The organism is Paraburkholderia mimosarum LMG 23256 = NBRC 106338 (assembly GCF_000739815.1).
GTDB classification, from domain to species: domain Bacteria; phylum Pseudomonadota; class Gammaproteobacteria; order Burkholderiales; family Burkholderiaceae; genus Paraburkholderia; species Paraburkholderia mimosarum.
This window is the reverse complement of record NZ_BBJJ01000021.1, coordinates 51,141-76,955: the sequence shown is the minus strand read 5'-3', so window position 1 is coordinate 76,955 and position 25,815 is coordinate 51,141. Positions and strand designations below refer to the sequence as shown.

24 protein-coding genes are annotated in these 25,815 nt (G+C 64.1%); 11 read left to right on the top strand and 13 right to left on the bottom strand.

Annotated elements, in window-relative coordinates:
- Window positions 1-186: 186 nt before the first annotated feature.
- The 4 genes from BMI01S_RS17455 to BMI01S_RS17440 form a co-directional block, all read right to left on the bottom strand.
- A complete protein-coding gene (locus BMI01S_RS17455) occupies window positions 187-1,128 on the bottom strand; it encodes an ABC transporter substrate-binding protein (protein ID WP_028212383.1) in 942 nt (313 codons plus the stop codon).
- A 95-nt stretch (window positions 1,129-1,223) separates the two neighbouring features.
- On the bottom strand, window positions 1,224-2,252 hold the full coding sequence (locus BMI01S_RS17450) for an ABC transporter permease (RefSeq protein WP_028212382.1): 1,029 nt from the start codon (window positions 2,250-2,252) through the stop codon (window positions 1,224-1,226).
- Window positions 2,253-2,269: 17 nt separating this feature from the next.
- On the bottom strand, window positions 2,270-3,781 hold the full coding sequence (locus BMI01S_RS17445; protein ID WP_028231225.1) for a sugar ABC transporter ATP-binding protein: 1,512 nt from the start codon (window positions 3,779-3,781) through the stop codon (window positions 2,270-2,272).
- A 137-nt stretch (window positions 3,782-3,918) separates the two neighbouring features.
- A complete protein-coding gene (locus BMI01S_RS17440; protein ID WP_028212380.1) occupies window positions 3,919-4,680 on the bottom strand; it encodes a GntR family transcriptional regulator in 762 nt (253 codons plus the stop codon).
- 119 nt (window positions 4,681-4,799) lie between these two features.
- Here BMI01S_RS17440 and BMI01S_RS17435 point away from each other — a divergent pair, with 119 nt between their 5' ends.
- Window positions 4,800-6,098 (top strand): L-fuconate dehydratase, encoded by a 1,299-nt coding sequence (locus tag BMI01S_RS17435; RefSeq protein ID WP_028231224.1) that lies wholly within the window; start codon window positions 4,800-4,802, stop codon window positions 6,096-6,098.
- 33 nt (window positions 6,099-6,131) lie between these two features.
- Here the strand turns inward: BMI01S_RS17435 and BMI01S_RS17430 are convergent, their stop codons facing one another.
- Both BMI01S_RS17430 and BMI01S_RS17425 read right to left on the bottom strand, forming a co-directional pair.
- A complete protein-coding gene (locus tag BMI01S_RS17430; RefSeq protein ID WP_028231223.1) occupies window positions 6,132-6,773 on the bottom strand; it encodes a DUF1109 domain-containing protein in 642 nt (213 codons plus the stop codon).
- The gene (locus BMI01S_RS17425) at window positions 6,770-7,315 is read right to left on the bottom strand and encodes a sigma-70 family RNA polymerase sigma factor (protein WP_028212377.1); all 546 of its coding nucleotides are present in this window, start codon (window positions 7,313-7,315) and stop codon (window positions 6,770-6,772) included. The genes BMI01S_RS17430 and BMI01S_RS17425 overlap by 4 nt, the downstream gene beginning before the upstream one ends.
- 420 nt (window positions 7,316-7,735) lie before the next feature.
- Between BMI01S_RS17425 and BMI01S_RS17420 the strand changes: the two genes are divergently transcribed.
- The 6 genes from BMI01S_RS17420 (at window position 7,736) to BMI01S_RS17395 (ending at window position 12,880) form a co-directional block, all read left to right on the top strand.
- On the top strand, window positions 7,736-8,374 hold the full coding sequence (locus BMI01S_RS17420) for a cytochrome b/b6 domain-containing protein (RefSeq protein WP_028231222.1): 639 nt from the start codon (window positions 7,736-7,738) through the stop codon (window positions 8,372-8,374).
- 56 nt (window positions 8,375-8,430) lie between these two features.
- Window positions 8,431-9,207 carry a molybdopterin-dependent oxidoreductase gene (locus BMI01S_RS17415; RefSeq protein WP_028231221.1) on the top strand — a complete coding sequence of 259 codons (777 nt, stop codon included), beginning with the start codon at window positions 8,431-8,433 and terminating at the stop codon, window positions 9,205-9,207.
- 92 nt (window positions 9,208-9,299) lie between these two features.
- Entirely contained in the window at window positions 9,300-9,566 is a 267-nt protein-coding gene (locus tag BMI01S_RS17410; protein WP_028212374.1) for a pentapeptide MXKDX repeat protein, read from the top strand.
- Window positions 9,567-9,923: 357 nt separating this feature from the next.
- A complete protein-coding gene (locus tag BMI01S_RS17405) occupies window positions 9,924-10,694 on the top strand; it encodes a GntR family transcriptional regulator (protein WP_028231220.1) in 771 nt (256 codons plus the stop codon).
- Between the two features lie 127 nt (window positions 10,695-10,821).
- Complete coding sequence (locus tag BMI01S_RS17400; protein WP_028231219.1) at window positions 10,822-11,868, top strand: aromatic ring-hydroxylating dioxygenase subunit alpha; 1,047 nt, start codon at window positions 10,822-10,824, stop codon at window positions 11,866-11,868.
- Between the two features lie 55 nt (window positions 11,869-11,923).
- A complete protein-coding gene (locus BMI01S_RS17395) occupies window positions 11,924-12,880 on the top strand; it encodes a PDR/VanB family oxidoreductase (RefSeq protein ID WP_028212371.1) in 957 nt (318 codons plus the stop codon).
- Window positions 12,881-12,973: 93 nt separating this feature from the next.
- On the opposite strand, the gene BMI01S_RS17390 is transcribed toward BMI01S_RS17395, so the two are convergent.
- The 4 genes from BMI01S_RS17390 to BMI01S_RS17375 all read right to left on the bottom strand — a co-directional run bounded on the left by BMI01S_RS17390 (window position 12,974) and on the right by BMI01S_RS17375 (window position 19,104).
- The gene (locus BMI01S_RS17390; protein WP_028231218.1) at window positions 12,974-14,782 is read right to left on the bottom strand and encodes an acyl-CoA dehydrogenase; all 1,809 of its coding nucleotides are present in this window, start codon (window positions 14,780-14,782) and stop codon (window positions 12,974-12,976) included.
- 12 nt (window positions 14,783-14,794) lie between these two features.
- Complete coding sequence (locus tag BMI01S_RS17385; protein WP_028231217.1) at window positions 14,795-16,690, bottom strand: feruloyl-CoA synthase; 1,896 nt, start codon at window positions 16,688-16,690, stop codon at window positions 14,795-14,797.
- A 102-nt stretch (window positions 16,691-16,792) separates the two neighbouring features.
- Complete coding sequence (locus BMI01S_RS17380) at window positions 16,793-18,244, bottom strand: aldehyde dehydrogenase (protein WP_028231216.1); 1,452 nt, start codon at window positions 18,242-18,244, stop codon at window positions 16,793-16,795.
- A gap of 32 nt (window positions 18,245-18,276) precedes the next feature.
- The gene (locus BMI01S_RS17375; RefSeq protein ID WP_028212367.1) at window positions 18,277-19,104 is read right to left on the bottom strand and encodes a p-hydroxycinnamoyl CoA hydratase/lyase; all 828 of its coding nucleotides are present in this window, start codon (window positions 19,102-19,104) and stop codon (window positions 18,277-18,279) included.
- A gap of 118 nt (window positions 19,105-19,222) precedes the next feature.
- On the opposite strand from BMI01S_RS17375, the gene BMI01S_RS17370 reads away from it, so the two are divergent.
- Together BMI01S_RS17370 and BMI01S_RS17365 are read left to right on the top strand one after the other, a co-directional pair.
- Window positions 19,223-19,714 carry a MarR family winged helix-turn-helix transcriptional regulator gene (locus BMI01S_RS17370; protein WP_042290004.1) on the top strand — a complete coding sequence of 164 codons (492 nt, stop codon included), beginning with the start codon at window positions 19,223-19,225 and terminating at the stop codon, window positions 19,712-19,714.
- Between the two features lie 42 nt (window positions 19,715-19,756).
- Window positions 19,757-20,641: an amidohydrolase family protein gene (locus BMI01S_RS17365; protein ID WP_028231215.1), complete on the top strand. Its 885-nt coding sequence runs from the start codon at window positions 19,757-19,759 to the stop codon at window positions 20,639-20,641.
- 18 nt (window positions 20,642-20,659) lie between these two features.
- Here BMI01S_RS17365 and BMI01S_RS17360 read toward each other — a convergent pair whose 3' ends face one another.
- Entirely contained in the window at window positions 20,660-21,154 is a 495-nt protein-coding gene (locus tag BMI01S_RS17360; protein ID WP_028231214.1) for a MarR family winged helix-turn-helix transcriptional regulator, read from the bottom strand.
- A gap of 325 nt (window positions 21,155-21,479) precedes the next feature.
- Here BMI01S_RS17360 and mhpT point away from each other — a divergent pair, with 325 nt between their 5' ends.
- Both mhpT and BMI01S_RS17350 read left to right on the top strand, forming a co-directional pair.
- Entirely contained in the window at window positions 21,480-22,724 is a 1,245-nt protein-coding gene (gene mhpT / locus BMI01S_RS17355) for a 3-(3-hydroxy-phenyl)propionate transporter MhpT (RefSeq protein WP_028231213.1), read from the top strand.
- Window positions 22,725-22,792: 68 nt separating this feature from the next.
- Window positions 22,793-23,935 carry a porin gene (locus BMI01S_RS17350; protein ID WP_028212363.1) on the top strand — a complete coding sequence of 381 codons (1,143 nt, stop codon included), beginning with the start codon at window positions 22,793-22,795 and terminating at the stop codon, window positions 23,933-23,935.
- Window positions 23,936-23,996: 61 nt separating this feature from the next.
- On the opposite strand, the gene BMI01S_RS17345 is transcribed toward BMI01S_RS17350, so the two are convergent.
- Together BMI01S_RS17345 and BMI01S_RS17340 are read right to left on the bottom strand one after the other, a co-directional pair.
- Window positions 23,997-24,611 carry an HD domain-containing protein gene (locus BMI01S_RS17345; RefSeq protein ID WP_028231212.1) on the bottom strand — a complete coding sequence of 205 codons (615 nt, stop codon included), beginning with the start codon at window positions 24,609-24,611 and terminating at the stop codon, window positions 23,997-23,999.
- A 61-nt stretch (window positions 24,612-24,672) separates the two neighbouring features.
- A complete protein-coding gene (locus tag BMI01S_RS17340) occupies window positions 24,673-25,731 on the bottom strand; it encodes a patatin-like phospholipase family protein (RefSeq protein WP_028231211.1) in 1,059 nt (352 codons plus the stop codon).
- Window positions 25,732-25,815 lie beyond the last annotated feature (84 nt).

Here is a 25,815-nt window from a genome sequence, read left to right as displayed (position 1 = left end):
TGCGTTCCGCCGCCACGCGACACTGATCGCCAGACAACGCATCGCGTCCCCAGCGCGACCGTCCAGCGCATGATTCGCGTCGAAAGCGCAGCCGGCACTCCAGAAGTTCTGGCGCCCGCCATTGGAACAAAAAGAGGAAGAGCCTCGGCTCTTCCTCTCGTCCTGCATAAAACTGTTCGACCAGAATCAGTCGTAAAGCACGGCAGCGATCTTCGGGTCGTTCATATTGGTTTTGTCGTACCAGAAAAAGCCCGTGTCGATCTTCTTCGGCAGCTTTTCGCCCTTCAGCGCCTTCGCCGCGGAATCGACGACACACTTGCCGATGCCCACCGGATTCTGCGTGATCGCGCCCGCCATCAGGCCGGACATGATGGCCTCCTTCTGGTCCTTGCCCGAGTCGTAGCCAATCAACACGAGCTTCTTGCCCGACTCCTTGATGCCGATCGCCGCGCCTTCCGCCGAGCCTTCATTGGCGCCGAAAATGCCCTTGAGGTTCGGGTTCGCCTGAATCATGGCCTTGGCGATTTCCGCCGACTTCAGGTGGTCGCCCGCGCCGTACTGCACCGAAACGATCTTGATGCCAGGATGCTTCGTTTTGATCTGGTTAACAAAGCCGTCGCGGCGGTCGATGCCCGTGCGGCTCGTCTGGTCGTGCACGATCACGCCGACTTCGCCCGAATTGCCGATCAGCTCGGCCATCTTGTCTGCGGCGAGCGCAGCGGCGGCGAGGTTATCCGTGGTGCACGTGGTCAGCGGAATATCGCTGTCGACGCCCGAGTCGAACGCGATCACGGGTATCTTGCTGGCCTGCGCGCGCTTGAGCAGCGGAATGGCGGCCTTGCTGTCGAGCGCGGCAAGCCCGATCGCCTGCGGCTTCTTCGCGAGTGCAGCCGATAGCATGTCGATCTGCTTGTCGACCATGGCCTCCGTTTCCGGGCCTTCGAACGTGATCCTGACGTTGTTCGCCTTCGCCGACTGTTCCGCACCGGATTTCACGGCTTGCCAGAACTGATGCTGAAAGCCCTTCGAGATGATCGGAATGTAGGGTTCCTCAGCATATGTCGAACTGGTCGCGCCCACGAGCGCGCCGATCCCGATCACGGCACTGATGAGTCTTCTTTTCAACATGACGTCTCTCCTCCTAAGGTGGGCCATTGACCTCCAGCCATTGAGGGAGCCTGTTCTTGCTCCCCGTTCTTTGCTTGCTTCTTCTTTTGCTTTCCCTATCGACTGCGCCTGCGCCGCAGGATGTCCGCGTAGACAGCCAGAATGATGATGAGGCCGGTCACCACGATCTGCCACTCCTGCGCGACCGACATGATGCGCAGGCCGTTGGTCAGCACGCTCATGATGAACGCGCCGATGATCGTGCCGACGATCGTACCCGAGCCGCCGCTCAACGACGTGCCGCCTATGACGACGGCCGCAATGGCTTCCAGTTCGTAGCCCTGCCCGAGCGCCGGCTGCGCCGAGTTCAGGCGCGAAGCGATCAGGAGTCCTGCAATACCGCAGATCGCACCGCCAAGGCCATAGATCGCGATCTTCCAGCGATCCACATTCACGCCGGAAAGACGCACGGCCTCTTCATTGCTGCCGAGTGCGAACGTATAGCGGCCGAGTGCCGTGCGATTTAGCGTGATCGAACTGAGCACGGCGAGCACGAACAGGATCAGCACTGCGTTGGGCACGGGCACGCTGGGCAGGAAATAGCCGATCAGCGAATCCTGCGAAATCATGTAGAAGTTTTCGGTTTCAGTGAAATAGATCGGCTTGTCGGCCGAGACGACGAGCGAAAGCCCCTTTAGCAGCAGCATCATGCCTAGCGTCGCGATGAAGGGCGGGATTTTCATTTTCGCGGTCAATGTTCCCGAAATGGTCCCGCACACCGCGCCGGTTCCGATTGCGGCGAGCACGCCCATCCACATCGGCAGATGCCAGTAGGTGAGAAACACGCCGCAAATCACGGCCGTGAAAGTCATCAACGTACCGACCGACAAATCGATGCCCCCGGTGATGATGACGAAGGTGCTCGCGATGGCCAGCACGCCATTCACGGCCGTCGCCTGCAGGATGCCGAGGATATTGTCCATCTGCATGAAGGCGGGCGACGCGAAGCTGAAAAAGATCAGCAGGAGAATCAGGCTCGCGAAGGCGAGCAGCTTTTGCAGCGTGGTCGGCGAGAAAAACCGCGCCTTGATGCCGGTGGACCGCTTCTGTTCCGCCGGTGCCGCCATATCCGGTTGCGTTGTCATAGGGTTCGACCTCGGGCTCATGCCGCTTGCAAGGTTTCGCGCTGCGTCGCGAGATGCATGATGCGCTCCTGGGTCGCCTCGCTGGCGGAAAGTTCGCCAGTGATACGGCCTTCGCACATCACTACGATCCGGTCGCTCATGCGCAGGATTTCCGGAAGTTCCGACGAGATCATCACGATCGCCTTGCCCTGCTCGGCAAGCGCGCGCAACAGCTTGTAGATCTCGCTCTTGGCGCCGACATCGATGCCGCGCGTCGGCTCGTCGAAGAACAGCACGTCACAGTCGCGCTCCAGCCACTTCGCTATGACGATCTTCTGCTGGTTGCCACCCGAGAGCAGGCGCACCTGCTGCGTAGCCGAAGGGGTGCGGATGGCGAGCAGATTGATGAAATGCGACGCCGTCCAGCGTATATGCGAGCGGCGCAGGAACAGATTCATCGACAGGAATTTGCCGAGATTGGACATCACGATGTTCGACTCGACGTCCATGCCCGTCGCGAGACCAAAGCGCTTGCGGTCTTCGGAGAGGTAACCGATGCTGTGCGCGACCGCGTCGCTCGGCTTTTTGATCGGCGCCTTCACGCCTTTCACGAAGACTTCTCCGGATTCGATCGGGTCCGCGCCGAACACGGCGCGCGCGACCTCCGTGCGCCCGGCGCCCATCAGTCCCGCAAAGCCCAATATCTCGCCTTTGCGCAACGTGAAGCTCACGTCCCGCACGAGCGGGCCCGCATTGAGATGCTTCACTTCGAGCGCCACTTCGCCTTCGCTGCGCGGCCCTTCATAAGGCGCGACGTCGGCGAGCGTCCTGCCGACCATCATGCCGATGATGGCCTGCACGCTCGTATCGGCGGTCGAGACCGTTGCCACGTATTCGCCGTCGCGCAGCACGGTGACGCGATCGGAGATCTGCTTGAGCTCGTCCATCTTGTGCGAGATGTAAATGATCCCGACGCCACGCGCTTTCAACTGGCGAATGATGCGGAAAAGCTCGGCGATTTCGGCGTCGTTGAGCGCCGAGGTCGGCTCGTCCATGATGAGCACGCGCGAATCGAACGAAAGCGCCTTCGCGATCTCGACCATCTGCTGGCTGGCGACCGTGAGCGAGCCGACCAGGGTGCGCGGATCGAGCGGGACGTGCATGCGGCCGAGGATCTCGCGCGCCTGCGCGTTGAGCTTGTCTTCGTCTAGAAAGAGGCCCAGACGACCGCGCGGTTCGCGGCCGATGAAGATGTTCTGCGCGACGCTCAGATGATTCATCAGCTGGAGTTCCTGATGAATGATGCCCACGCCCGCGGCCTGGGCCTCGCGCGGACTCGCGAACGCGACGCTTTGGCCGTCGTAGAGAATGTCGCCGGAATCGCGCGTATAGACGCCGGCGAGAATCTTCATCAAGGTGGATTTGCCCGCGCCGTTTTCTCCCATCAACGCGTGCACCTCGCCCGCCATGAGTTCGAATTGCACTTCATGAAGCGCCCTCACGCCGGGAAAGCGCTTGCTGAGTTTGTTGACGGAAATGAGCGGCGTCATGGCGCAAATCCGTGAAGAGAAGCCAGACACATTGCCGGGGCCCTTTTATTCCACGTGCGGCGACTTGGCGACGCAGCACGAAGCGGTTGACATACAGGTGAAACGCAATTGAAAAGCCTTCATTCGAAAACGCAGGTTCAAGGCGCGAAAAGATCGGGCCGGTCCTTTGCCGATCGGTGCAATTCCGCGATCACCTGGTCGAGATGCTCGTGCATCGCCTTTGCCGCCGCGTCGGCCTTGCCGGCGCGAATGGCCTCGAAAATACGTTCGTGCTCGTCGAGCGTATGCATGAGCCGCTCGGGACTCGCCAGCAATTGCCTTGCGCGGTCCAGCGCATTGCGCGATACGGCGACGATTTCTTTCACGCGCGGCAGTTTCACCGCGTCGAGCAGGATTTCGTGAAACGCGAGATCGAGCTCATGAAACAAGAGCCGTTGACCGTTGCCGGCGACCCTGCGCTGCTTGTCCAGATTCGCGGCGAGTGCGTCGATCGTGGCCCGGTCGTGCATGCGCGCCACGCCGCGCACCGTTTCGACTTCGAGCGCGCTGCGGATGAACAGATGCTGGCGGATATCGTCGAGCGCGATGGGTTTGACGCGCGTGCCGCGTTGCGGCAATACCTCGACAAGACCGGCATGGGCGAGCTTCGCCAACGCGGCCGAAACGGGAAAACGCGACACGCCCATCCGTTCGCAGACCGCCATCTTGTCGATCATCATTCCCGGTTCCAGCGCAAGCGTCACGATCGCTTCTCTGAGCGCCTGTTCAACGGCGTCGGTCAGGCTGCCGCGCGCGCCGTCCTTGATCTTTTGCAGTGCGACATAAGGATCGCTCGCGGCACTTGCTACATCGGGAGAAGAGCTCACGGCACGCTTGATTTCGAGAAGACATGCTAGCATGCTAGGTAGCACACATCGCATTGTCAACGCGGGAAGACGCCTCGTTTTCCCTTACCCCGCTCTCCCGTTTCACTGGCGTACCTTGCAATTCACGCACGCGTCCTTCATTGGGAGTTCAGATGACCACCATCACCAGGCTGTCCGTACGGGATATTCGCTTTCCCACCTCGCGCTCGCTCGACGGCTCCGACGCAATGAACGCCGCGCCGGATTACTCCGCCACCTACGTCACGCTCGAAACCGATTCTCCGGACGCACTCGCGGGTCACGGCCTTACGTTCACCATCGGGCGCGGCAATGAAATCTGCGTGACGGCGGTCAACGCGCTGGCACCGCTCGTGGTGGGCAAGCGCCTCGAAGACATCGCCGCGAATATGGGCGCATTCTGGCGCGCGTTCACGTCCGATAGCCAGTTGCGCTGGATCGGCCCGGACAAAGGCGCGATTCATCTGGCCACGGCGGCGGTCGTCAATGCGGTTTGGGACCTGTGGGCGAAGTCGGTCGGCAAACCGGTGTGGAAGCTGCTCGCCGACATGAGCCCCGAAGAACTCGTGCGTTGCCTCGACTTTCGCTACGTGACCGATGCGATCACGCCCTACGAAGCGCTGGCCCTGCTCCATCGCCACGCGAAGACCAAGGGCGCACGCGAAAAGGAAATGCTCGCGCAAGGCTACCCCGCCTATACGACCTCGGCTGGCTGGCTCGGTTACGACGACGACAAGATCCGCCGTCTCGCGCGCGAAGGTGTCGCGCTGGGCTGGACGCACTTCAAGCAGAAAGTCGGCGCCGATCTCGAGGAAGACGTGCGGCGCGCGCGAATCTTGCGCGAGGAGATCGGCGAGAACCTCAAGCTGATGATGGACGCCAACCAGGTATGGGACGTGGACGAAGCGGTGGCCAACATGCGGCGCCTCGCGGAATTCGATCCGTGGTGGATCGAGGAGCCGACGAGTCCCGACGATATCCTCGGCCATGCCCAGATTCGCCGTCGTTTGGGATCGATTGGTGTTGCGACCGGCGAGCACTGCCATAACCGCGTGATGTTCAAGCAGCTCCTGCAGGCGCAGGCCATCGACTTCTGCCAGGTGGACGCCTGCCGCTTAGGAGGGCTGAACGAAGTGATCGTCGTGCTGCTGATGGCGGCGAAGTTCGGCGTGCCCGTTTGTCCGCATGCGGGCGGCGTCGGCCTGTGCGAGTACGTGCAGCATATTTCGCTGTTCGATTATCTCTGCGTGTCGGCTTCGCTGGAGAATCGCGTGCTCGAATATGTCGATCATCTGCACGAGCATTTCTTGGATCCTGTCGTGATCCGCAATGGCCGGTACATGCCGCCTCAGAAGCCGGGTTACAGCATCGAAATGAAGCCGGATTCGCTGGAGCGACACGTTTTCCCGGACGGCGAGGCGTGGCGGCCCTGAGCCGGCAACACGCGCGGGGCCAACGCCGCCTCGCTACCAGCGCAGCAGCCGTGGCCCCAGCCATGCGCCTGCGCCGGCGGGCAGCAACATGCCGATCGCATACCAGACGCTCCAGAACGCCGGGCTCATCTCGGGACAATGGAGGCAGTATGCGATGGTCGCGAGCGCACTCGCAAAGAGCCCCGACGCGGCGCCTGCCGCGCGCAGATTCGTCGGCGCAAGACCGCGCACGGCCCAGAATACGGCCGCGAACGTAGGCACCGAAAGCAACACGATATTGAACGGGCACGTGCGCCAGGTGAGGCCGAGCACGAGCGGCACGCGTTGCGCGGGCTGCGCGTCGCCGAGCACGAGCCAGGCGGCCGCCAGCACGGCGACGAACGGCAGCGCCACCAGCGCCCACGCGTAACCGCCCCGCAGGCCAGGCCGCCCGAGGCGGCTGACGGCGAGCGCGGCAGCCAGCGCCACGCCGAACGGGAGCGCAAGCTTGGCCCAGAAGATCGGCGTGTGCGCGACGCTCCAGAGATCGTGCCGCACGCCGAACACCACGCTCATCAGCACGACCGAGCCCGCGAACCCGAGCGGCAGCGCGCGTGCGAAGCGGCGCAGCGCGGCCTTGCGATCCACGCGCATCACGCCAGTGGCCAGGAGGTTGATCAGATCGTCGGTTTTCATCGCGCTCCCCGAATGCGCGCGGCGAGCGCTTTCAACCCGCGATGAATGCCCACCTTGACCGCCGACTCGGAGAGGCCCGTGAGCTTCGCCGTTTCCACGACCGAAAGCCCTTCGAGCTTCACGTGGACGATGGGCAAGCGCTGCTTGTCGGGCAATGCCTCGAGCAGCTTGCCGATATCGCGGCGCGCCTGCGCGGGTTCGTCGTCGGGCGCGGCAAAGAGATCGGTATGGTCGTCCAGTGGATCGTTGAGCATGTCGCGGCGTGCGCGCGAGCGGAAGAAGTCCATCAGTTTGTAACGGGCGATCGCGTGCACCCACGCCGTGAGCGGTTCGTCGGGACGCCACGTGTGACGCGCGTTGTGGACCGCGAGCAGGATCTCCTGCACGAGATCCTCAACGTCGTCGCGCAACTGCGGAATGCGGCGGCGCAGGTAGCCCCGCAAATGGCGCGTGAGTTCCTCGAGGAAGTCTCGATACGCGATTGCGTCGCCTTCCAGACCGCTGATGAAGAGCGCTTTTAGACGGGTTTCCGCGGAGTGCAAAAGTCGTCCTGGGTTGTCGCGACGATACGTTGACGGGCGCGTTGTATTCGGGCGATCTCGCGAAGGCGAACTTTCAGGCAGCTTGCAGATGCCGCCATATTCGCCCCCAATTGCATGAGCGCAGGCGTGAGGGTAGCCGAACGCTCCCCGCACCGCAACAACGTGCTCCGCGCCGGCCGCGGCGGCTTTCCCCCCTATCGCCCATGTATTGGTCAAGCCCACGTCTGGATTCTCCGCGTGACGCAAACATATGCGTCCATTCGCGGTAATTCGTTCGCAGCGCCGATCGGGTTACAGGCGCTACGGCGCAGACGAATATTTTGTTCAGCCGACACTCTCGCGAAATTTTTTGTCGACACGCTGTAACCCCCACCCGCGCCGGAGCGAATTCACTGGCATCGATCCGCTAAAGGAATTGCCATGCACACCTCGACCGGCGAACCGCTTCCGCTCGAAACCCGCCTGCGCCGCCCGCGCGCCATTCAGCCGCTCTGGCTGCGCGTCACGCACTGGCTCAACGCGCTTGCGGCGCTCGTCATGATGTTCTCGGGCTGGCGCATCTACGATGCGTCGCCGGTGTTTGCCGGCTTCGTCATTCCCACGCCGATCACCCTGGGCGGCTGGCTTGGCGGCGCGCTGCAATGGCATTTCGCGGCCATGTGGCTGCTGTTTTTCAACGGCCTCTTCTATCTCGCGATGAATCTCTCCACCGGAAGGTGGCGCACGAAGTTCTTCCCGCTGAGCGCGCGCGCCGTGCTCAAGGATCTGCGCGCCGCGCTCACGGGCCATCTTTCGCATGCCGACCCGAGCCAGTACAACGCCGTGCAGAAGCTCGCCTATCTCGTCGCGATCGCCGATCTTCTCGTGCTCGTGCTCTCGGGCCTCGTGATCTGGAAATCCGTGCAATTCCCGCTGTTGCGCGAATTGATAGGCGGATACGACCGCGCGCGCGTCGTTCATTTTTGCGCGATGGCGCTGCTTGCCGCCTTCGTGCTCGTTCACGTGACGATGGTCGCGCTCGTGCCGCGCTCGCTGCTCACCATGCTGCGCGGGCGCTGAACGCACAGCGCGACATCACGCCTGACGCCCTCCATCGTGATTTATGAGGATTCCGTATGAAAACGCCAGATCGAAAGATCATCGAACTCGACCGCGCGGCGATCCTGGCCGACGCCCGGCGCGAACTCGACATGCCGTCGCGGCGCCTGTTCGGCAAGCGCGTGCTCACGCTAGGCGGTCTTGCGATGCTCACCGGCTGCACGCTCACCGACGACGCGTCGGTCAACACGTTCCTCAGCACCGTCTCGCGTTTGAACGATCGCGTCCAGGCCTGGCTGTTCGACCCGAGACGGCTCGCGCCCACCTATACCGAAGCCCAGATCACGCGGCCGTTTCCCTTCAACGCGTTCTATAGCGAAAGCGAGGCGCCTGTTGTCGATGCCGGCGACTATCGGCTCCGGCTCAGCGGCCTCGTGAAAGGCCAGCGCGTGTGGACGCTGCCCGAGCTGTATGCCCTGCCGCACGCGGAGCAGATCACACGGCATATCTGCGTGGAAGGCTGGAGTGCGATCGGGCGCTGGGGCGGTACGCCGTTCGCGCACTTCCTGCGTCGTGTCGATGCGGACCTAACAGCGAAATACGTGGGCTTTCGTTGCGCAGACAACTACTACGAAAGCATCGACATGGCCACCGCGCTACATCCGCAGACCTTGCTCGCTTTCGACTACGACGGCGAGCGCCTGCCCGCCAAATACGGTTTCCCGATGAAACTGCGCATGCCGACGAAGCTCGGCTACAAGAACCCGAAGCACATCGTCGAGATTTTCGTCACGAATTCGTATCCGGGCGGCTACTGGGTCGACCAGGGCTACAACTGGTTTGGCGGTTCGTGACGTTTTTCATGCCGCCGCATCGCGTGGCGGCCTCGTTTCCCGTTCGCCCTATTCGCGAACTTCGCTTTTTTCAACCCGCAAGGAGCAGTGAAATGAAGAAGACCGGAATTGCAGCAATCGCCATGTCGGCCGCCCTGTTGAGCATCACGGCGGGCACCGCGTTCGCGCAAGCGAGCGGCGCGATGTCGAACAACGCCATGTCGCAGGACTCGATGCACAAGGACACCATGGGCAAGGATGCCATGTCGCACGATACGATGAGCAAGACCGATGGGATGAAACACGACTCCATGAGCAAGCCCGCGAAGGGCGATGCGATGGGCATGGATCATCCGGCATCCGGCGCAATGTCGCATTGAACGATCCCCACGCCGCTCCCCTTGCCGTTGCGGCGGGAGCGGCGTGGCGGGCTCACCTGTAGTTCACCCGGCGCCTGATTCCGACCAAACGGTGCCGCTTCTACCCGCGTGCGCAGCGCACTCGATCCGCTTCAACTCCCAACGCTACTGCCTCATCGAGGAGCCAGCGCAATCCAGCGCCTCTTCAATGTACACAATTTGTCTTTTTCAAACGGCTTTCCTCTCCACGTTTACCCGTAATTTGGAGGGAAACCAGTTGAATCGATGGAAACGCTGTATACAATTTGTACACATCGAGACGTAGTCAGCAGCCTTCGCCGGCCGCTCACCGCATTCGCTTCCATTTCCTCGCTACGCATGAACAGCATCGACGACACGCCAACCAGCACGCGCGCCGGCTCTGCCGCCTCGCAAACCGTCAAGGCCCAGCTCGGGCTGCGCGAACTGATACTCGGCGGCGAGCTGCCGCCCGGCGAGCGCATCTCCGAACTCGGCGTGGTCGAGCGTCTTGGCGTCTCCCGCACGCCGGTGCGGGCGGCGCTCATGCGCCTTCAGGAGGAAGGGCTGCTCGAGCCGATTCCGAGCGGGGGCTATGCAGTGCGCTCGTTTTCGGAAAACGAAATACGCGACTCCATCGAGCTGCGCGGCACGCTCGAAGGCCTGGCCGCCCGCCTCGCCGCCGAGCGCGGCATCACCCATTCGATGTCCCGCGATCTGCACGACTGCATCGACGAAATCGACGAGCTGCTCGTGGGCGAACTGAGCGAGGAGACGTTCTCGCACTATGTCGAAGCAAACCGACGCTTTCATCGCCTCCTCGCCATTGCTTCGGATAGCGAAGTGGTGGCGCGGCAGATCGAGAAAGTCGCCACCTTGCCGTTCGCGTCGGCGAGCGCGTTCGTGGTCGTGCAGTCGCTCGACCCGCGCGCGAGAGAGACGCTGATCGTCGCGCAGGCCCAGCATCGCGCCGTGCTCGAAGCGATCGAGAACCGCGAAGGCACACGCGCCGAAGCGCTGATGCGCGAGCACTCGCATATCGCCCATCAGAACCTGCGGCGCGTGCTCGAAAACCAGCGCGCGATGACGAGGCTGATTGGCGGCAACCTCATTCGCCGCAATACCCGTTGATGCTGCGTTGACGCTGCGTTGTTGCTAGCTCGCCAACGCGTTTCGCGGTTCGATACGAACGGCGGCACGGCGTGCCGCCCCCCCCCACCATGAACAAAAGCGCATTGAAGCGCCCCGGAGGAGACATATGTTCCTGAAAAACGCCTGGTACGTCGCGTGCACGCCCGATGAAATCGACGGCAAGCCGCTTGGGCGGCAAATCTGCGGTGAACGCATGGTGTTCTGGCGCACGGCCGAAGGCAGTGTGGCCGCGCTCGAAGACTTCTGCCCGCACCGTGGCGCCCCGCTCTCGCTCGGCAGCGTGCGCGAAGGCCACCTGGTATGCGGCTACCACGGCCTCACCGTGGGCGGAAGCGGCAAGTGCGTGAGCATGCCTTGCCAACGCGTGGGCGGCATACCGGCGGTGCGCAGCTATCCGGCCGTGGAGCGCCATGGTTTCATCTGGGTCTGGCCCGGCGATGCAGCCGAGGCCGACCCCGCGAAGATCCATCACCTCGAATGGGCCGGCAATCCTGGCTGGGCCTATGGCGGCGGCCTCTATCACATCCGGTGCGATTACCGCCTCATGATCGATAACCTGATGGACCTCACGCACGAGACGTATGTCCACGCATCGAGCATCGGCCAGGCCGAGATCGAGGAAGCGCCACCCAAAACAACCGTCAACGGCGACGTGGTCACCACCAGCCGCTTCATGCACAACATCATGCCGCCGCCGTTCTGGGCCGCCGCGCTGCGCGGCAACGGCCTTGCCGACAACGTGCCCTGCGACCGCTGGCAGATCTGCCACTTCTCGCCGCCCAGCCACGTGATGATCGAAGTGGGCGTGGCGCACGCAGGCAAGGGCGGGTATGACGCCGATGCGCGCGACAAGGCGTCGAGCATCGTGGTGGACTTCATCACGCCCGAGACGGAAACGTCGATCTGGTACTTCTGGGGCATGGCGCGCAGTTTCGCCGTGCACGACGCGTCGCTCACCGAAGCGATCCGGGCGGGCCAGGGGAAGATCTTCGCCGAGGATCTCGAGATGCTCGAGTCGCAGCAGCGCAACCTCCTCACATGGCCCGAGCGCCGCCTGCTGAGCCTCAATATCGACGCGGGCGGCGTGCAGTCACGGCGCGTGCTCGACCGGCTCATCGCCGCGGAGCGCAGCGCCACGACCGAAACCGTCTGACGCCAGGGCCGCGCGCATGCGCGCGGCCGCCCTCGTTCTTACGAACAGACGCCTCATGAAAGTCACTCTCATCCGCAAGATTCCCGTTGCTACCGACATCTGCGTCTTTGAACTCGCGAGCGCCGACGATACGCCACTCCCGCCATTCGCGGCGGGCGCGCATATCGACGTTCATGTCGGCGGCTTCGTGCGGCAGTACTCGCTGTGCAACCGCCCGTCCGAAGGCGGCGTCTACCGTATCGGCGTGCTGCGCGAGGCAGCCTCGCGTGGCGGCTCCGTCGCCATGCACGCGCTAGCCGCGGGCGCGACGCTGGAAATCAGTACACCCAGGAATCACTTTCCGCTCGACGAACAGGCTACCCACACCGTCCTGCTCGCGGGCGGTATCGGCATCACGCCGCTCATGGCCATGGCCGAGCAGTTGCGCGAAGCGGGCCGAGCGTTCGAGCTGCATTACTGCGCGCGCGACCCGCAGCGCGCCGCCTTTGGCGAGCGTCTTGCCGAAGCGGGCTTCGCGGACAACACACGGTTCTATTTCGACAGCGAAGGCTCCGGCGCGCGCATCGACCTCGCGCGCGTGCTCGCCCAGCCAAACGATGGCAAGCACCTCTACGTCTGCGGCCCTGCGGGCCTCATCGACGCCGTGCTCGGCGCGGCGGCAAGCGCGGGGTGGCCGGCGAAGAACGTGCATCGCGAGTACTTCGGCGGCGCCGCGCAGCAGACCGACGCTGGCGCGGACGAAAGCGGCGCGTTCCAGGTGACGCTGGCCAGTTCCCAGCGCGTGATCGATGTCCCCGCGGGCACGACGATCGTCGAGGCGCTGCGCGCCGGCGGCATCGAGGTGCCTATCTCCTGCGAGCAAGGTGTGTGCGGCACCTGCCTCACGCGCGTGTTGTCAGGCGAGCCGGACCACCGCGATCTTTACCTGACCGACGAAGAGCGCGCCGCCAACGATCAGCTGCTGCCGTGCTGTTCGCGCTCGCGCACGCCCATGCTCGTGCTCGATCTCTGATACGCGACCGCATGCGCCGCATTTCCTGGTGGAAACGCGCCATCGTTCACGACGTCGACGCTCGCTGGCTGCTGTCTCGATAGATTCGTGCTGCTAATCGACGAAAGCCTGTCCGGCGTACGGGAGCGATGCGCGGCACCCGGCTTCGATCAGCTTCAGCCGATGATCGAACGCCGCGAGCGGATAAGCGAAGAAGTAATGGGCCGTGATGCGCTTTTCGGCATAGAACGGATCGTCGACGGGCGCGTTCAGCGCTATGCGTAGCGTTCGCGCCCACGCGAATGCCAGCAGCAGCCAGCCGAGCAGCGCGAGGTAGTCGTCAGCGACGCGGTAGGGCAACTCGCGATCGCTCGCGCTGCCCTGCTCGATCTCGTTCGTGACGCGCTGAACGCTAGCGGCCAGCGCATCGAGCCGGACGCCCGCGTCGCGAAGCGCGCAGTCGCCGGACGCCGCACATCGCGCGGCCTCCCCGGTGATATGCGCGAGCAACGCGCGCAACGCCTCGCCCCCGTCGCCCAGCACCTTGCGCACGAGCAGATCGATGCCCTGAATTTCGTTCGTGCCTTCGTAAAGCATCGCGACGCGGCTGTCACGCACGGTCTGCTCGACGCCGTATTCGTGGATGTAGCCATAGCCGCCGAATACCTGCAGCGCGCTCGATGCGGCCGCGAACCCGTTGGCGGTGAAAAACGCCTTGGCGATGGGCGTGAGCAGCGAGGCGAGCTGGCTCGCAGCCTGGCGCTCGCCCGCGTGCGGGTGGCGCGCGGCCACGTCGAGCCAGTAGCCGATCCAGTAGCCGATGGCGCGCTCGCCTTCGACGGTCGAGCGCAGGTCGAGCAGGATGCGCCGCATGGCCGGATGAAGCGCAATCGGCGCGGCCTGCCCCGGCTCGCCCCCGTAGTTCGCAGGTGCGCTCACGGCGCGCATTTGCACGCGTTCGTGCGCGTAGGCATGCGCGCGCTGGCAGGCGAGCTGCGCATGGCCCACACCCTGCATCGCAACCTGCAAGCGCGCGGCGTTCATCATCACGAACATCGAAGCGAGGCCGCGATGCGGCTCGCCAACGAGCCAGCCCAGCGCCTGTTCGAACCGCATCGAGCAGGTCGGGCTCGCCTTGAGCCCCATCTTCTTTTCGATGCCTTCGCAATGCACGCCATTGGCCACGCGCTTCCCACTGCTGTCATCGACGATCCACTTCGGGACCACGAAGAGCGAGAGACCTTTGGTGCCCGTCGGGGCATCGGGCAGCCGCGCGAGCACGAGGTGCACGATGTTGTCGGTGAGATCGTGATCGCCGCCGCTGATGAAAATCTTGTTGCCGTCGATGCGCCATGCGTCGTGCGCCGCGTCGGCGGTCGCCCTTGCGCGCAGCAGCGCCAGGTCGCTGCCTGCCTGCGGCTCGGTCAGGCACATCGTGGTGAGCCACTCGCCGCTCGCGATCTTCGGCAGCCAGTCGCGCCTCATGGCATCGGAGCCGTGCGCCAGCAGGCACGCCGTGGCGCCGTGCGTGAGGCCGGGCGACATCAGCCACGCATGGTTGGCGGCGGCGAGCATTTCCTGCAGCGCTACTTCGAGCAGTTGCGGCAAGCCCTGGCCGCCCGCGTCGACGTCGAGCGCGAGCGTGGGCCAGCCCGCCGCCACGAAGCCCTCGTATGCCTCGCGAAAGCCCGTGGGCGTCAAGACCTCGCCGTTCTCGAAGCGGCATCCATCGAGATCGCCCGCCGAATTCAACGGTGCGATGCGCTCCGTCACAAAACGCGCGGCTTCTTCGAGCACCTGCTGCGCCATCGCGCTGTCAAGGTCTTCCCACGCAGGCACGCTGCGCCACCACGCGGGCGCGTCGATCCATTCGTCGATCACGAAGCGCATGTCGCGCAGCGGAGCCCGATAGTCGAGACTCATCGTCACCACCCCTTAGACATGCTGAAGATGCGACGAGAGGAGCACGCGCATGCGCGTATCGTGACCGTCACGCGCGGCATACAGCGCCTCCACGAGCGCCGCACGCTTGCTCAATACGACGCGCTGATTGATCGATCCTTTGTCGGTGATCTCGCCGAGATCGAGCGAAGGCGGGACGTCCATCACATGAAGGCGCGTGATGCGCGTTGCGCTGCCGGTCGCATCGCGATTGAGCCGCTCCATCAGGTCAGTGAAAAAAGCACGGACGGCGGGCGCGTCCACCACATCGCGCGCGCAAGCACCTGCGTCGAGACCGGCGAGCCGGCGGCACTCGTCGAGACGCGGAAAGATCAGCACGCCAATGTCGTCGCGGTTCATGCCGGCGATCACGGCGTCCTGCACATACGGCGCGCCGCCGGAGACGATGCGCGCGCGCATCGGCCCGACGCTCACGAACGTGCCGGAGCTGAGCTTGAAATCCTCAGCAATGCGGCCGTCGAACAGCAGGCCCAGCTCGGGGCGCGCCGGGTCGACGAAACGTACGGCGTCGCCGGTGCGGTAGTAGCCCTCTTCGTCGAATACGTCATGACGGTCCGCCTCGTTCGCGCGCCAGTAGCCGCGCATCACGTTGGGCCCGCGAAAACGCGCTTCGAGCTTGCCGTCGACCGGCACGAGACGTGTCTCGCAGCCCGGCGCGGGCAGCCCGATATAGCCTGCGCCCATCACCGGCCCGGTCGTGAAGAGGCACGACGGCGCCGTTTCGGTCATCCCAAGGCCCGCCATGATGCGGATGCGCTCGCCGCAATGCGCCTGCGTCACGCGCTCGAGCCGGTCCCACGCGGCCTGCGAAAGCCCCGCGCCCGCGAAGAAGTACATCTTCACGCGCGAGAAGAATGTCTCGCGCAGGCGCTCGTCGGTTTCGAGCGCGGCCGTCAACTCTTCCCAGCCCTTGGGCACATTGAAATAGAGCGTAGGGGCGATTTCGCGCAGATTGCGCAAGGTTTCTTCGAAGCGGCCAGCTACGGGCTTGCCGTCGTCGATATAGAGCGTGCCGCCGTTGTAAAGCGCGATGCCCACGTTGTGGCTGCCGCCGAACGTGTGGTTCCACGGCAGCCAGTCGACCAGCACCGGCGGCTCGATGCCGAACTGCGGGAACGTCTGCAGCAGCATTTGCTGATTGCTGCACAGCATGCGGTGCGTCGTGGGCACGGCCTTGGGCAGGCGTGTCGAGCCGGAGGTGAAGAGGAACTTCGCGATCGTGTCGCCATTCACGCGCGCCAGGGCTTCTTCCATGCTGCCCGCGCGCGTTTGCAGCAAGTCGGCGAACGAGGTTTCGCGGCGGCCACTGCCAGCGGGTGTCACGACGATGCGTTCGATATGCTCGGGCACCGCGGCGTCGAGCGCGGCCGCGAAGGCAGGGCCGTCGGCCGCGAACACGAGGCCCGGATCGAGCAGGCCCAGCGCGTGCTTCAGCTTGCCGAAGTCGCTCGATACGAGCGAATAAGCGGGGGAAATCGGTGCATAGGGCACGCCGGCCCACAGTGCGCCGAACGCCATCTGCAAGTGTTCGAGATCATTGCCCGAGAGCAGCGCGACGGGGCGCTCGGCCGACAATCCGCGCTCGATCAAAGCCTGACCGATCGAGCGTGCGCGTTCGAGCATCTGCGCGTAGCTGATGCCTTGCCACTGGCCGTCAGCGCCGCGGCGTGCCACGAGCCAGCGGTCGGGATGCGTGCGCGCGCCGCTGACGAGGCGATCCGTCACGCGTTCGGGGTAGTCGCCTAGCGGCTCGGTCGAGCGCAGATACCAGCAGTCGCCGCGCCGCTCGATCTGCGGCGCAGCCGTGCCGATGGCGACGGCACGATAGCCTGCGAAGGCCGGCTGGGTTTGGGTCGGCTCCGGTTCCAAAGCCTGTCTCCTTTGCAAACCGGTGCCGGGACCGCGCAAGGTAGCGGCGCAGCCGGCCCGGTAGTTCATGTCATGTCGCGATGGGGCGCGCGTCCGTATCGTTCAGATCGGATAGTGGCGCGGGCCGGTCTGCACGGTGATCCAGCGCAGGTCGGTGAATTCGGCAATCGACGCCTTGCTGCCGAAGCGCCCATAGCCGCTCGCCTTCACACCGCCGAACGGCATCTGCGCTTCGTCGTGCACGGTCGGCCCGTTGATATGGCAGATTCCGGATTCGATGCGCTTTGCGACGTTCATCGCGCGCGCGATGTCGCGGCTGAACACCGCGGCCGACAGTCCGTACTCGCTGTCGTTCGCCACGTTCACCGCTTCTTCGTCGCCATCCACGCGCTGCACCGTGACGACCGGGCCGAACGATTCGTCGGCGTAAAGCTTCATTTCGCGCGTGACGTTTTCGACGATCACCGGTTGCATGATCGCACCGTTCACCTCGCAGCCCAGCGGCAGACTCGCACCCTTCGCACCGGCGTCTTCCACGAGCGCACGAATGCGCCGCGCCGATGCTTCGCTCTCCAAAGTACCCAGTATCGAGCCCGGCTGCGTGGGATCGCCCGCCTTGTGCGTGCGCGCCTTCGCCACGAGCTTTTGCACGAACACATCGGCAACCTTGCCATCGACGATCACACGTTCCGTCGACATGCAGATTTGCCCCTGATTGAAGAACGCACCGAACACAATGCCTTCCACGGCCGCGTCGAGATCGGCGTCGTCGAGCACGAGCACGGGTGCCTTGCCGCCCAGTTCGAGCAGCGCAGGCTTGAGATGCCGCGCAGCAAGCTCGGCGACGATACGGCCCACGCGTGTCGAGCCCGTGAAGTTCACACGCTTGACCGCCGGATTCGCGATCAGGCGCTCGACGATGGCCGGTGCGTCTTCAGGCGCATGCGTGAGCACGTTGACGACGCCCTCGCCCAGACCCGCTTCGTCGAGCACTTCGCCGATCAGCGCGTGCACGCCGGGACAGCCCTCCGAAGCCTTCAGCACGACGGTATTGCCGCACGCGAGCGGCATGGCGAGCGCGCGAGTTGCGAGAATCACCGGCGCATTCCAGGGCGCCATGCCGAGCACGACGCCGCACGGCTGACGCACGGCCATGGCCAGGCTGCCTGGCACATCGGACGGGATCACGGAGCCGTCGATCTGCGTGGTCATGGCGGCGGCCTCACGCAGCATGTTGGCCGCGAGCATCACATTGAAGCCGTACCAGTTCGCCATGGCACCCGTTTCCGCCGCGCCGATGGCGATGAAATCCGTTGCGCGCGCATCCATGCGGTCTGCGGCGGCGGACAGGCGCTTGCGGCGCTCGGTCGGCGTGAGCGCGGCCCAAGCCGGGAAGGCGCGCGCGGCGGCGGCGACCGCGGCATCGGCGTCTTCGAGCGTGGCGGCCGCAGCACGCGTGGCCACTGCACCCGTCGCCGGATTGATGCGCGTGAAGGTTTTGCCGTTCGATGCGGAGCGGGTCGCGCCGCCGATCAGTAGCCCGGTTTCGTGCATGTCGTCTCCTCCTTCGTTATACCGCACTTGAATCAGCGCTTGTAGGCCTGCAAGCCCGGCTTGATGCTCTTGTCGTCGAGGAACTGCTTGAGCCCCTTGGCGCGGCCACCTTCGCGGTCGCGGTAGTTGGCCTGGTCGAGCTTGGCGTAGAGATAGTCCTCGTTCTGCTCCCATGTCAGTTCGCGCGAACGCTTGAAACCGTGCTTCGCGTTGCGCAGCACGACCGGGTTCTTGTCGAGCAGCTTCGCGGCGAGCGCAAGCGTCGCCTCGCGCAGTTCGGCACGCGGCACGCTCTTGTTCACGAGGCCCATTTTCGCGGCCTGCTGGCCCGTGAACGTGTCGCCCGTCATGATGTAGTAAAGCGCCTCGCGGTGGCCGACTGTATCCGCCATCGCCTTGCTCACCAGGTTGCCCGGCGGAATGCCCCAGTTGATTTCCGAAAGGCCGAACACGGCTTCGTCGGCGGCGATAGCAAGATCGCAGGCCACCAGCGGCGAGAAACCGCCGCCAAAGCACCAGCCATTCACCATCGCAATGGTGGGCTTGGAATACATGCGCAGGAGTTGCCACTGCCAGCGGCTCGCATCGCGGCGAATGCGCTCCTGCATGACGTCGGGGCTCGCATCGACTTCCCGGAAGTACTCCTTAAGATCCATGCCCGCGGTCCATGATTCGCCTTCGCCCGTAAGCACCAGAACCTGCGCTTCAGGATCGAGCTCGACCGTTTCGAGCACATCGATCATCTCCCTGTTCAGCGTAGGGCTCATGGCGTTGCGCTTCTCGGGACGGTTCAGCGTCACCCAGGCAATACCGGCTTCCACCGCGACCTTGACCGTTTTCCAGCGACCTTCGTAATTCATTTTCCATCTCCGTGAACATTGCCGCACACGCGGCCTGAGATCAATGTACTATCAGGTAGCCTGATATGTAAAGTAGAATGAGACCGCTTCGGTACAAACCCTTAAACGCGCTTTGATCATGAGTACCAGAACCACCGTCGCCGATCGCCCGGGACGTACCGGGAAAGGGACCGCGCGCCGTCCCGCGGCCGCTGGCCTGCGCATCACCTACCTCATCGGCCAGCTCGACCGCATCGTGTCGCGCCGGCTTTCCGAGGCGCTGTCGCAACATGGCCTGACGCTGCCGCAATACACGGCCCTTTCCGTGCTGCGCGCCCGAGGCCGTGCCTCGAACGCCCAACTGGCCGAGCGTTCGTTCATCACGCCCCAATCGGCGAACGTCGTCGTGAAAACGATGGCGGCCAACGGCTGGGTCACGCGCGAGCATGATCCCGCCAACCGCCGCATTGTCCTGCTATCGCTCACGCCGACCGGCGAGGCGTTGCTGGACGACTGCAATGCCCAGGCCGATCGCATAGAGCGGGCCATGCTCGAAGAGACCGGGCACGAAGCGGCGCAATCCCTGCAAGGGCTGCTGCACGCTTGCGTGCGCAATCTGCGCGCCACGTGACTGCCGGAAGCCACCTCAAACGAAAGAGACAAGGAGACAACCATGAACCTCGACCGCCTGGTCGCCATCGATACGCACGTCCACGCCGAAGTTTCGTGCTGCCAGCCGCCCGATCTCTTTGCGAAAGAGTTCGACGATGCCGCCGACAAATATTTCGGCACCGTGCTCAAGCAAGGCAGGCGTCCCACCATTGCCGAAACGATCGAGCACTACCGCGAGCGCAATATCGGCTTCGTGATGTTTACGGTGGATTGCGAGGCGAACATCGGCCGGCGCCGCATTCCAAACGAGGAAGTCGCGGAATTCGCGCAAAAGCATTCCGACATCATGATCGCCTTTGCGAGCATCGACCCGCACAAGGGCAAGTTCGGCGCGCGCGAAGCGCGGCGGCTGATCGAGGAGCACGGCGTGCGCGGCTTCAAGTTCCACCCCACCATGCAGGGCTTTTTCGCGAACGACCGGCTCGCGTATCCGCTATACGAGGTGATCGCCGAACACGGGTTGCCGGCGGTGTTTCATAGCGGCCATTCGGGCATGGGTTCCGGCATGCGCGGCGGCGGCGGGTTGCGCCTGAAATATTCCGAGCCCATCCATCTCGACGATGTGGCCGCCGACTTTCCCGATATGAAGATCGTCATCGCGCATCCGTCGTGGCCGTGGCAGGAGCAGGCGCTCTCGATCGCGCTGCACAAACCGAACGTGTATATCGATCTTTCAGGCTGGTCGCCGAAATACTTTTCGCCGGAGCTCGTGAAATATACGAACACGCTGCTGCGCCACAAGGTGCTGTTCGCTTCGGACTTCCCGCTGATCCGTCCCGACCGCTGGCTGGAAGACTTCGCCACATTGGACATCAAGCCCGATGTTCGTCCGTTGGTGCTCAAGGAAAATGCGATCCGTCTGCTCGGATTGCACGGCGCGACGTAAGTGTGGCGTGAGCGCGTTTTAGCCCTGGCGCAGGTTGTGCACGAAGCGTTCGAGGCTCTCGCGCGCGGCAGCGGCGGACTGCGCATCCACGCCGCCCAGCATCCGGTCCTCTACGGCCTGCACAAGCTTCATGCCCTGGAACAGCACGTCGCGTCCCTCTTCGGTGAGCCGCAGGACGACGATGCGCCCGTGGTTGGGATCGGGCTCGCGGCCAATCCAGTTGCGCGACACCATCGACCTGATCACTTCATTGGCCGACTGCGGCGTGATGAACGAACGCTCCGCAAGCTGGGCGTTCGACGCTTCTCCCCGCGCCTGGAGCACCGATAGCGCAGTGAACTGGGACAGCGTGAGCCCGAGCGGCGCGAGTGCCGCTGTCAGCTCGCGGTGCAGGATGCGGTCGAGGCTGCCGATGAGGTAAGTCAACCGGGGCGTCGCGGCCTTGCGCCCCTTGCCGGCGGTGCGCGCCTTGGCCGCCGATGTCGTCGTTGTCGTGGAAACCTTGCCGGTCATTGGATCGGTCGAACACTCTGGATGGAATGCGCAATGTTACCGCAACGCGCCGCAGCGCATGGTGCGCATGAGGCCGCAACCCGCGCCCAGTAACCGCTTAAGACTCCGTGAAACCTCGGTCGCCTGGGGTATTCACCGAAGACAATCAGCTTGCGCTGTCAGGGCGCCTGATATGAAATACCGCTAGTCACAGCAGGCAGGCGCGTTTTCCCGAAACGCGCTTTTATTTGCCCTCAATATCAGGCTCCCTGATATTGAGATAGCAGTTCGGGTTTGCGACACCGAGCGTGACTTCCAGAATCAAAACTACCACCAGGCGTTAGACATGAGATCGACGAGAACGGCACTATCAGGAGACGACGTGGCAAAGCAACCCGTAGCGGGTAGCGGCATCGCCACGACCTTGGCCCTTTGTTTTGCGGTGGCTCTGCTCGAGGGACTCGATCTGCAGTCCGTGGGCGTCGCCGCACCGCGCATGGCGCGCGAGTTCGGCCTCTCCGTATCGCAGATGGGACTCGCGTTCAGCGCCGGCACGTTCGGCCTGCTGCCGGGCGCGCTGTTCGGCGGCCGGCTCGCCGACCGTATTGGGCGCAAGCGCGTGCTGATTCTCTCCGCGGCTGTTTTCGGGGTGCTTTCCATCGCCACCGCACTCGTCAGCAGCTTCAGCATGCTGGTGCTGGTGCGCGTGCTGACCGGCATCGGCCTCGGCGGCGCGTTGCCGAACCTGATCGCGCTGTCGTCCGAGGCCGTTTCGCCGAAGGCGCGCAACACCGCGGTAAGCGTGATGTATTGCGGCATTCCGTTCGGCGGCGTCATCGCTTCGCTCATCGGCATGTTCAGTGTGGGCGACACCGAATGGCGACATATTTTCTATGTCGGCGGCGTCGGACCGATCATCATGATCCCGCTTCTTATGTCGTTTCTTCCGGAATCCAAAGCATTTCGCTCGGCGGCAACCGGTGCAACGCTCACGCCCGCACCCGTCGGCGAGGTTCTGTTCGGCGCGAATCGCAGGCTCTCGACGCTGCAGATCTGGATCAGCTACTTCTGCACGCTCATCGTCCTCTATTTCCTCCTCAACTGGTTGCCTTCGCTGATGGCCGCGCGGGGCCTGGGCCGTGGCGACATTGGCCTCGTACAGACCTTCTTCAATATCGGCGGGGGTCTTGGCGCGCTCTTCATCGGCATGCTGATGGACCGTTTGCGCGGCAGCGTCGTGGTGGCTGGCATGTATATCGGCATCATCGCGTCGCTTGCCGGACTGTCGGGCGCGACGGGCCTCGGCTCGCTCATCGTGTCGGCATTCTGCGCGGGCATGTTCGTGGCCGGCGGGCAATCGGTGCTCTACGCGCTTTCCGCCGCGTTTTATCCCACCAACATGCGCGGCACGGGCGTAGGCGCAGCCGTGGCAGTCGGCCGCCTCGGCTCCGTAATCGGGCCGCTCGCCGCGGGACAGTTGCTGGCCATGGGACGCAGCGGCTCCACGGTGATCGGCGCCAGCATTCCGGTCACGCTCGTCGCCGCCATCGCTGCGCTGATGCTGCTGCGCCGGCCGCGCGCGAACGACTGAGCGCGCGCATCCCACGCTACGTCGTTGCGGTTCAAAACAAAACACACAACAGGTTTGGAGATAACACCATGCAATCGAAGTCGACTTACGTCCTCATGTGCGGCGCGCTGTGCGCGTTGAGCACCGGAGCTTTCGCGCAATCGAGCGTAACGCTGTACGGCATCGTGGACACTGGCATCGAATTCGTCTCGCACGCCAATGCCAAGGGCGATCACGTGTTTCGCATGCCGGCCGTGACCGGCGAATTTCCGTCGCGCTGGGGGCTGCGCGGCAACGAAGACCTGGGCGCCGGCTACAGCGCGGTGTTCACGCTCGAAAGCGGCTTTAACGTGCGCGACGGCAGTTCGGGCCAGGGCGGACGACTCTTCGGGCGCCAGGCGTTCGTCGGCATCAAGAGCCCTTATGGCACGCTCGCGTTCGGCCGCCAGTACACCATGACGTATCTCGCGGTGCAGGGCGCGGACATCATCGGGCCCGACATCTACGGCATGGGCTCGCTCGACGCCTACGTGCCCAACGCGCGCACCGACAACGCCGTCACTTACATCGGTTCGTACAAGGGCTTCACGCTCGGCGCGGGCTACTCGTTCGGCCGCGATGCAGCGGGCACCGGCAACTCGCCGGGGCAAGGCACCTGTGCGGGTTCCGTGCCGGGGCACGCCACCGAATGCCGCGACTGGTCGGTCATGCTCAAGTACGATTCGCAGTACTTCGGGGCGGCGGCTTCGTACGAAGAAGAGCGCGGCGGCGCGACGGCAGCCGCCAACTTCTTCGACGGCGTGGCGCCCATCCCCCTCACCAGCGCCGCCGACAAGGACGCGCGCACACAGCTGAGCGCCTACGGGCAATACGCGGGCGCCAAGATCGGCGCGGGCTGGATTGGTCGCCGCGTGGTCACGGAGTCGCCGGCGGTTCCCAACGTGCGCTCCGACCTCTTCTTCATGGGCGCTTCGTACTCGTTCACGCCCGCTTTCATCCTCGATGGCGAGGTGTTCCGCATCATCAATTCCGACCACGACACGCGCGCCACGATGGGCACGCTGCGCACGACCTACCTGCTCAGCAAGCGGTCGTCGGTCTATGCGCAGGCTGCGTATCTCGCGAACAGCACGAAGGCCCGCTATTCGGTGAGCGGCGGCGGCGGTGGCACGACGCCGGGCGCGGGAATGGGTCAGACCGGCGTAATGGTTGGCATCAAGCACATGTTCTAGGCGCGCGCGAATGAAGCTTGCATGGCCTGACAGCAGCAAAGGACTATGAGTGTGGGCTCGGTTATCGTGGCGTCTGCAACCCGAGCCGCCACGATAGATTCCGGCGCGCACGCGCCTCGCATCGATCAAGGAAATAGTCGGTGAGATAGATTCGCGGCCGGGCAAGCAGGCGCCCCAGGAGCATCCTTTCGTGCAGGTCATAGGCACTGTCGTCGAGGTCGGGGCGCTCGGCGCGCAGGCGCACGCCGTTCTCGCGGAACTGGCGGCGCGGCGCGCCGAGCATCGCGAGATCGATGTCGCACGCGAAGCGCGCGTCGAGTTCGTCCGGCGCGCGCGTGTGCCGGGTCGCGAGGATCATTTCACAGACAAGCTCACCCAACGCGATGCGATCGTCGGCCCAGCGGCGGAACCAGTCGGCGCTGCGCGCCTCGTTGTCTCGCGCACCCGGAACATAGATCACGTCGTGGCACCACAGCGCAAGCTCCACCCGATCCGGTTGGGGAATGACATCGCGCGCCAGATCGAAGTAGCGCAGGCAGCGGCGAACGTGACGCAACGTGTGATAGTGGCGAACCGGTTCCCCATAACAGCGCGCCAGATCCGCAAAGACGGCTTCGGCGCGCACTCCCCCGTTGCGCGACCATAGCTCGACGAAGCGTCCCTGCGTGCGGGTCATCGCTGCTCCTTTGCGCACTGCGCGCGCCGCCGGCTGACCGATGCCGCCAGCGGCGCGATGCTCACAGAAATTCCTTTCGAATGTCGATGCTCGAACGCTCACCGATATCGGCGTAATGCTGGTCGAGCCACGCGTCGGCCTCCCTTCGGCCGTTGTCGCGCAGTTCGCACAGGAACCCCCAGTCCGCGTTGTACTTGCTCGATACGCTGAGCGCGCACATCGCGTCGTCGGAGCGGATCGAATGGATCAGCATTTCCTTCATCTCTTCTCGTGCGATCTTGCCTTGCTGGATCAGATCGGTGACGAACGCCACCGCGCGCATTTCGCGCATTAGCGACGAGTTGAAGCTGATTTCGTTGATGCGATTCAGAATTTCGGCTGCCGTGACCGGCACGCCCTTGCGCACGAGCGGGTTGATATGCACGATCACCACGTCGCGCGTTTCACAGTGGTAGATCAGCGGATAGATGGCCGGATTGCCCATATAGCCGCCATCCCAGTAGTGCTCGCCTGCGATCGTCACTGCCTGGAACAGCGTGGGCACGCATGCGGAGGCGAGCACGGCGTCCGCGCAGACGTCTTCGCCCGTGAAGATGCGTATCTTCCCTGTCTCGACATTGGTCGCGCACAAGTACAGCAGGATCGGGCACGCGTTGCGCAGCGCGGCGAAGTCGACCTGACTTTCGAGCACTTCACGCAGCGGATTGAGGTTGTGCGGATTGAACTGGTACGGCGAAAACACGCGCAGCAACATGTCCGCGAACGCATAGAGCGGTGAATGATCGAGTCCGAAGCTGTGCGAGCCCTTGAGCCACGGTGCCCAGCGAAACGGGTTGTAGCGCTCGGCCGACTCTGCCACCGCATGCCAGAAGTCGTGCAGCGCCTGGCGCGCCCCCGCCTCGCCTCCCTTCATGAGCCCATATGCGAGCACCGCGGCGTTCATTGCGCCGGCACTGGTCGCGCTCACGCCTTCGATGGCGAGCCGCCGGTCTTCGAGCAACCGGTCGAGCACGCCCCATGTGAACGCGCCGTGCATGCCGCCGCCCTGCAAAGCCAGCGCGATCTGCCGTGGCGCTGCTGAGTCGTCTCGCTTTGCTTGCCTTGTTTGCGTCGTCACCATAGGGCGCCTCCCCGGCCGCTCCGCTTCCACAGCGGGCGGGCGCGACAGTCAACCGGACAGCCGTTATTCGCAACCATCATAGAT

What these genes read in the sequence shown, in the direction of transcription:
- BMI01S_RS17350 (WP_028212363.1), top strand. Translation starts at nt 22,793, where the DNA reads ATGCAATCGAAGTCGACTTACGTCCTCATGTGCGGCGCGCTGTGCGCG.
- BMI01S_RS17435 (WP_028231224.1), top strand. Translation starts at nt 4,800, where the DNA reads ATGACCACCATCACCAGGCTGTCCGTACGGGATATTCGCTTTCCCACC.
- BMI01S_RS17455 (WP_028212383.1), bottom strand. Translation starts at nt 1,128, where the DNA reads ATGTTGAAAAGAAGACTCATCAGTGCCGTGATCGGGATCGGCGCGCTC.
- BMI01S_RS17365 (WP_028231215.1), top strand. Translation starts at nt 19,757, where the DNA reads ATGAACCTCGACCGCCTGGTCGCCATCGATACGCACGTCCACGCCGAA.
- BMI01S_RS17370 (WP_042290004.1), top strand. Translation starts at nt 19,223, where the DNA reads ATGAGTACCAGAACCACCGTCGCCGATCGCCCGGGACGTACCGGGAAA.
- BMI01S_RS17405 (WP_028231220.1), top strand. Translation starts at nt 9,924, where the DNA reads ATGAACAGCATCGACGACACGCCAACCAGCACGCGCGCCGGCTCTGCC.
- BMI01S_RS17445 (WP_028231225.1), bottom strand. Translation starts at nt 3,781, where the DNA reads ATGACGCCGCTCATTTCCGTCAACAAACTCAGCAAGCGCTTTCCCGGC.
- BMI01S_RS17340 (WP_028231211.1), bottom strand. Translation starts at nt 25,731, where the DNA reads ATGGTGACGACGCAAACAAGGCAAGCAAAGCGAGACGACTCAGCAGCG.
- BMI01S_RS17345 (WP_028231212.1), bottom strand. Translation starts at nt 24,611, where the DNA reads ATGACCCGCACGCAGGGACGCTTCGTCGAGCTATGGTCGCGCAACGGG.
- BMI01S_RS17360 (WP_028231214.1), bottom strand. Translation starts at nt 21,154, where the DNA reads ATGACCGGCAAGGTTTCCACGACAACGACGACATCGGCGGCCAAGGCG.
- BMI01S_RS17390 (WP_028231218.1), bottom strand. Translation starts at nt 14,782, where the DNA reads ATGAGTCTCGACTATCGGGCTCCGCTGCGCGACATGCGCTTCGTGATC.
- BMI01S_RS17400 (WP_028231219.1), top strand. Translation starts at nt 10,822, where the DNA reads ATGTTCCTGAAAAACGCCTGGTACGTCGCGTGCACGCCCGATGAAATC.
- BMI01S_RS17430 (WP_028231223.1), bottom strand. Translation starts at nt 6,773, where the DNA reads ATGAAAACCGACGATCTGATCAACCTCCTGGCCACTGGCGTGATGCGC.
- BMI01S_RS17420 (WP_028231222.1), top strand. Translation starts at nt 7,736, where the DNA reads ATGCACACCTCGACCGGCGAACCGCTTCCGCTCGAAACCCGCCTGCGC.
- BMI01S_RS17410 (WP_028212374.1), top strand. Translation starts at nt 9,300, where the DNA reads ATGAAGAAGACCGGAATTGCAGCAATCGCCATGTCGGCCGCCCTGTTG.
- BMI01S_RS17380 (WP_028231216.1), bottom strand. Translation starts at nt 18,244, where the DNA reads ATGCACGAAACCGGGCTACTGATCGGCGGCGCGACCCGCTCCGCATCG.
- mhpT (WP_028231213.1), top strand. Translation starts at nt 21,480, where the DNA reads ATGAGATCGACGAGAACGGCACTATCAGGAGACGACGTGGCAAAGCAA.
- BMI01S_RS17375 (WP_028212367.1), bottom strand. Translation starts at nt 19,104, where the DNA reads ATGAATTACGAAGGTCGCTGGAAAACGGTCAAGGTCGCGGTGGAAGCC.
- BMI01S_RS17440 (WP_028212380.1), bottom strand. Translation starts at nt 4,680, where the DNA reads ATGCTAGCATGTCTTCTCGAAATCAAGCGTGCCGTGAGCTCTTCTCCC.
- BMI01S_RS17450 (WP_028212382.1), bottom strand. Translation starts at nt 2,252, where the DNA reads ATGACAACGCAACCGGATATGGCGGCACCGGCGGAACAGAAGCGGTCC.
- BMI01S_RS17415 (WP_028231221.1), top strand. Translation starts at nt 8,431, where the DNA reads ATGAAAACGCCAGATCGAAAGATCATCGAACTCGACCGCGCGGCGATC.
- BMI01S_RS17395 (WP_028212371.1), top strand. Translation starts at nt 11,924, where the DNA reads ATGAAAGTCACTCTCATCCGCAAGATTCCCGTTGCTACCGACATCTGC.